The sequence below is a fragment of the Arthrobacter sp. 35/47 genome (genome assembly GCF_000520475.1).
GTDB classification, from domain to species: Bacteria; Actinomycetota; Actinomycetes; order Actinomycetales; family Micrococcaceae; genus Arthrobacter_D; species Arthrobacter_D subterraneus.
This window is the reverse complement of the sequence record NZ_KI914617.1, coordinates 95,959-100,380: the sequence shown is the minus strand read 5'-3', so window position 1 is coordinate 100,380 and position 4,422 is coordinate 95,959. Positions and strand designations below refer to the sequence as shown.

The window sequence follows — 4,422 nt, the reverse complement described above, 5'->3', positions numbered from 1 at the left end:
GCCGGGAGCGGCCGGCGCAGGATCGCCGAAACGCGACACGAGGTAACGCCACGCCCGCTTCGCCTCCAGGCCCGTCACCTTTTGCTCCAGAATCACGCGCACGACGGCGTCGAGCATCCTTCCGGTTGCCGGCAGCCTGAGGCCCGGCTGCAGATAGCGGCCCTTGCGGGCAAGCTCCGGGAGCCCGGCGGCGAAGGAGGGCGCGTCGAAGCCCGACCAGTCATCCAGCAGCCCCACCAGGCGGGGCACGGACACCAGGGCGGCCGCAGCTCCCGGCCCCCAGGCCGTGGCCTGTACGGAGCACTGCCGCAGACCGCCCCGCTGCGTCAGCCGAAGTGTCACTGCACCGTCCTCATTACGGAAGGCCATCCACACTGCGCCGTCCCGGAAAACCACGGTCGGGTCCCTCGGGCCGCACTGGAGCGGGCTCACGGACGCCTGGAGTGAATAGGCGCCCTCCGGCTCCAGAACGGCCGACAGCGCGGCCGGTGCGGTGGCGGTGAGGGTCATGCCGTTAATGCTCGCACGGACCGGTGACAGTCCCGGCGTCGGGAAGTGTCAGTGCGTACCGGTAACTTGTTAACCATGAAGTTTGCCAACTCCGTCGTGGATCTCATCGGTAACACCCCGCTCATCAAGCTCAACAAGGTGACGGAGGGGATCGCTGCTACGGTCCTGGTCAAGGTGGAGTACGTGAACCCGGGCGGTTCGGTCAAGGACCGCATTGCGGTCAAGATCATCGACGCGGCGGAGAAAGAGGGCAAGCTCAAGCCCGGCGGCACCATCATCGAACCCACGTCGGGGAACACCGGCGTCGGCCTGGCGCTCGTTGCCCAGCAGCGCGGCTACAAGTGCATCTTCGTGGTTCCGGACAAGGTGGGTGTGGACAAGCGCAACGTCCTTGCCGCGTACGGCGCTGAGGTGGTGGTAACCCCTACCGCCGTGGCTCCGGACAGCCCGCAGTCCTACTACGGCGTCTCAGACCGCCTGACGCGGGAAATTACGGGCGCCTTCAAGCCGGACCAGTTCTCCAACCCCAACGGACCGGCCAGCCACTATGAGAGCACCGGCCCGGAAATCTGGCGGGACACGGATGGCCGGATCACCCACTTCGTTGCCGGCGTCGGCACCGGCGGCACCATCAGCGGCACGGGCCGCTACCTGAAGGACATCTCGAAGGACCGGGAGACCGGCCGGGTCCGGATCATCGGAGCGGACCCCGAGGGCTCGGTCTACTCCGGCGGCACCGGACGCCCGTACTTCGTTGAGGGCGTCGGCGAGGACATGTGGCCGGACGCCTATGATCCGTCGGTTCCTGACGAGATCATCCCGGTGAATGACGCCGAGAGCTTCGCCATGACCCGCAGGCTGGCCCGGGAGGAAGGCCTCCTGGTGGGCGGTTCCTCGGGCATGGCCGTCGTGGCCGCGCTGCGGGCGGCGAAGAATCTCACAGAGGATGACGTCGTCGTCGTGCTTCTCCCGGACAGCGGCCGGGGCTATCTCGGCAAGATCTTCAACGATGACTGGATGAAGTCCTACGGGTTCATGGACAGCGGTGACGAGGCAACGGTCGGCGAGGTGCTCCGCTCCAAGAACGGGGCGCTGCCGGACCTGGTGCACACCCATCCCAATGAGACTGTCCGGGATGTCATCATGATCATGAATGAGTTCGGCGTCTCCAACATCCCCGTCCTGTCCCAGGAGCCTCCGGTAGTGATGGGGGAGGTCCTCGGATCCGTCGACGAACGCCTGCTTACCGAAAAGATCTTCCACGGCACGGCCAAGCTCACCGACAAGATCTCCGAGCACATGGGCGCAACGATGCCGATCATCGGTTCGCTGGAGTCCGTGACCACCGCACGCGAGCGGCTGCAGGACAGTGACACCCTCATGGTGACGTTCGTCGGAGCACCCGTGGGAATACTTACGCGTCATGACCTGCTGACGTACCTGAGCAGCTAAACCTAATGAGGAGAGCAACCAGTGACTTCAGGAAACGGCTTCAACACCCGCGCGGTCCACGCCGGCCAGGCACCGGACCCCACCACGGGGGCGGTCATCCCGCCGCTGTACCAGACCACAACCTTCGCCCAGGACGGCATCGGCCAACTGCGCAACGGCTACGAGTACGGGCGTGGCACCAACCCCACCCGGGATTCCCTGCAGGCGCAGCTCGCAGCCCTCGAAGGTGCAGAGCACGCGTTCAGCTTTTCCTCCGGCCTCGCCGCTGAGGACGCGCTGATCCGTGCGGCGCTGCGGCCCGGCGACCACATCGTGCTGGGCAACGATGCCTACGGCGGAACCTACCGGCTGATCAACAGGGTGCTCGGTGACTGGGGCATCACCAACTCCGCCGTCGATATGTCCGACCTCGACGCCGTGGAGAAGGCTGTTGCCTCCGGAAACACCCGGATGGTCTGGGTGGAAACGCCGTCCAACCCGATGATGAAGATCACCGACATTGCAGCGATCGCCGGGGTCGCGAAGAAGGCCGGCGCGGTTCTGGTCGTGGACAACACGTTCGCCACGCCGTACCTGCAGCAGCCGCTCTCCTTCGGTGCCGACGTGGTGGTGCACTCGACCACCAAATACATCGGCGGCCACTCGGATGCCAGCGGCGGCGCCGTTGTCCTCAACGACGCAGAGCTCGCCGAAAAGATCGGCTTCATCCAGTTCGCGGTCGGCGCCGTGTCCGCGCCGATGGAGGCGTGGCTGACCACCCGCGGGCTGAAGACCCTGGGCGTGCGCATGGACCGGCACAGCTCCAATGCGCTGGCCATTGCCGAGTGGCTCACCACCCGTGAGGAAGTGGAGCGGGTCTATTACCCGGGCCTGGCGGACCACCCGGGCCACGAGCTCGCCGCCCGCCAGATGCGCGGTTTCGGCGGCATGATCTCCGTCTCCTTCAAGGGCGGGGAGCAGGCCGCCCGGACGGTTGCCGAGTCCACCGAACTGTTCACGCTCGCGGAGTCCCTCGGCGGCATCGAGTCGCTGATGAACTACCCGTCGGAGATGACGCACGCCTCGGTGAAGGGAACCGAACTGGCCGTCCCCGAAAACCTGGTGCGGCTTTCGGTCGGCATCGAGGACGTAGAGGATCTTATCGAGGATCTCGACAAGGCATTCGCGCGGCTCTAAGGAGCGTCAGCGCTTCCGGAACGGACTGACCGTCCGGCTGGCCAGCCGAACCCACTTGTTCTGCGGTCTGGGACTGATCTGCTGAAACCAGGCCGTGGAGGTGGGGACCCACATCAGCAGCACGCCGAGCAGCATCACGGCGGACACCACAGACAGCCCCGGTGTCCGCCGGACCAGGATCGGGATGCCCACCACAAAACCTATCGTGGTCAAAAGTTCCCGCGCGCCGCGCTTCCCCCGGCGCAGCCCAAGCACCAGGACCAGCTGGATGACAGCGAGCGCACCGAGCAGCACGCCGAGGCCGATCAGCCCCGCCCGGTCAATCTCCTGTGCGCCCGCGGAGATCAGGAAGGATCCTCCGGCGATCAGGAAGAGGACGCTGACCAGTACCTCCACGGCGATCGCCGCGCGGATGGTTAGCGGTTTCGGAGGAAGCGCGGGACGGGGCTGACGTGCCATCTCAGCCCCGGGGGGCCACGACGCCGGTGCGTGCGTCGTCGTCGTACCGGTAGACCTCTTTACCGCCGATCCACACCTTCAGGGCCCGCTGCATCACATCCAGCGGATCACCGCTCCAGAGGACGACGTCGGCATCCTTCCCGGGTTCCAGGGAACCGATGCGGTTCGCCAGTCCCAGCACCTTCGCGGGATTGATGGTGATGGAGCGCAGCGCAACCACGGGGTCCAGCCCTTCCTTCACCGCGAGGGTGGCCTGGTGGACCAGGAAGTGGATCGGAATGACCGGGTGGTCGGTGATGATGGAGATTTCGACGCCGGCCGCCGCCAGCTTGCCCGGATTGGCAATCGAGCGTCCGCGCAGTTCCACCTTCGACTTCGTGGTGAACAGTGGGCCGATCAGCACCGGTACGCCGCGCTCCGCCAGCACATCGGCCAGCAGGTGCGCCTCCGTGCCGTGGTCAAGCACAAGCTCATACCCGAACTCGTCCGCGATGCGCAGGGCGGTGGCGATGTCATCGGCGCGGTGGGCGTGCTGGCGCCAGGGGATCTCGCGGCGCAGCACCATCGCCAGGGCCTCGAGCTTCGGGTCGCGGGCGTTCTCGTCCGCCTTGCCCAGATAGTTCTGGGCGTCCATGAAGGCCTTGCGGATCACCATGGCGGTGCCGAGCCGCGTGGAGGGTGTCTGCTTCTTCTCGCCATACACACGCTTGGGGTTCTCGCCGAGGGCGGACTTCAACCCGCTGGGGGAGCGCAGCACCATCTCCTCGATGTAGCGGCCGTGGGTGTGGATGGCCACGGCCAGTCCGCCGATGGGGTTGCCGGACC

4 protein-coding genes and 1 pseudogene are annotated in these 4,422 nt (G+C 66.4%); 2 read left to right on the top strand and 3 right to left on the bottom strand.

Going from position 1 to position 4,422, the window contains the following annotated elements; genetic code table 11:
• A pseudogene (locus tag X803_RS22355) lies at positions 1-510 on the bottom strand (3-methyladenine DNA glycosylase); the annotation flags it as partial.
• 75 nt (positions 511-585) lie between these two features.
• On the opposite strand from X803_RS22355, the gene X803_RS0114635 reads away from it, so the two are divergent.
• Complete coding sequence (locus X803_RS0114635; protein WP_026545710.1) at positions 586-1,962, top strand: cystathionine beta-synthase; 1,377 nt, start codon at positions 586-588, stop codon at positions 1,960-1,962.
• A gap of 21 nt (positions 1,963-1,983) precedes the next feature.
• Positions 1,984-3,138, top strand: a complete 1,155-nt coding sequence (locus X803_RS0114630; protein WP_026545709.1) for a cystathionine gamma-synthase — start codon at positions 1,984-1,986, stop codon at positions 3,136-3,138.
• A 6-nt stretch (positions 3,139-3,144) separates the two neighbouring features.
• Here the strand turns inward: X803_RS0114630 and X803_RS0114625 are convergent, their stop codons facing one another.
• Positions 3,145-3,597, bottom strand: a complete 453-nt coding sequence (locus X803_RS0114625; RefSeq protein ID WP_035779238.1) for a hypothetical protein — start codon at positions 3,595-3,597, stop codon at positions 3,145-3,147.
• A gap of 1 nt (position 3,598) precedes the next feature.
• A partial coding sequence (locus X803_RS20320; protein WP_035779236.1) for an amidohydrolase family protein occupies positions 3,599-4,422 on the bottom strand: 824 nt, incomplete at its 5' end.

Bases quoted from the DNA above. Each gene is read 5' to 3' on its own strand.
- X803_RS0114625 (WP_035779238.1), bottom strand. From the start codon at position 3,597: ATGGCACGTCAGCCCCGTCCCGCGCTTCCTCCGAAACCGCTAACCATC.
- X803_RS0114635 (WP_026545710.1), top strand. From the start codon at position 586: ATGAAGTTTGCCAACTCCGTCGTGGATCTCATCGGTAACACCCCGCTC.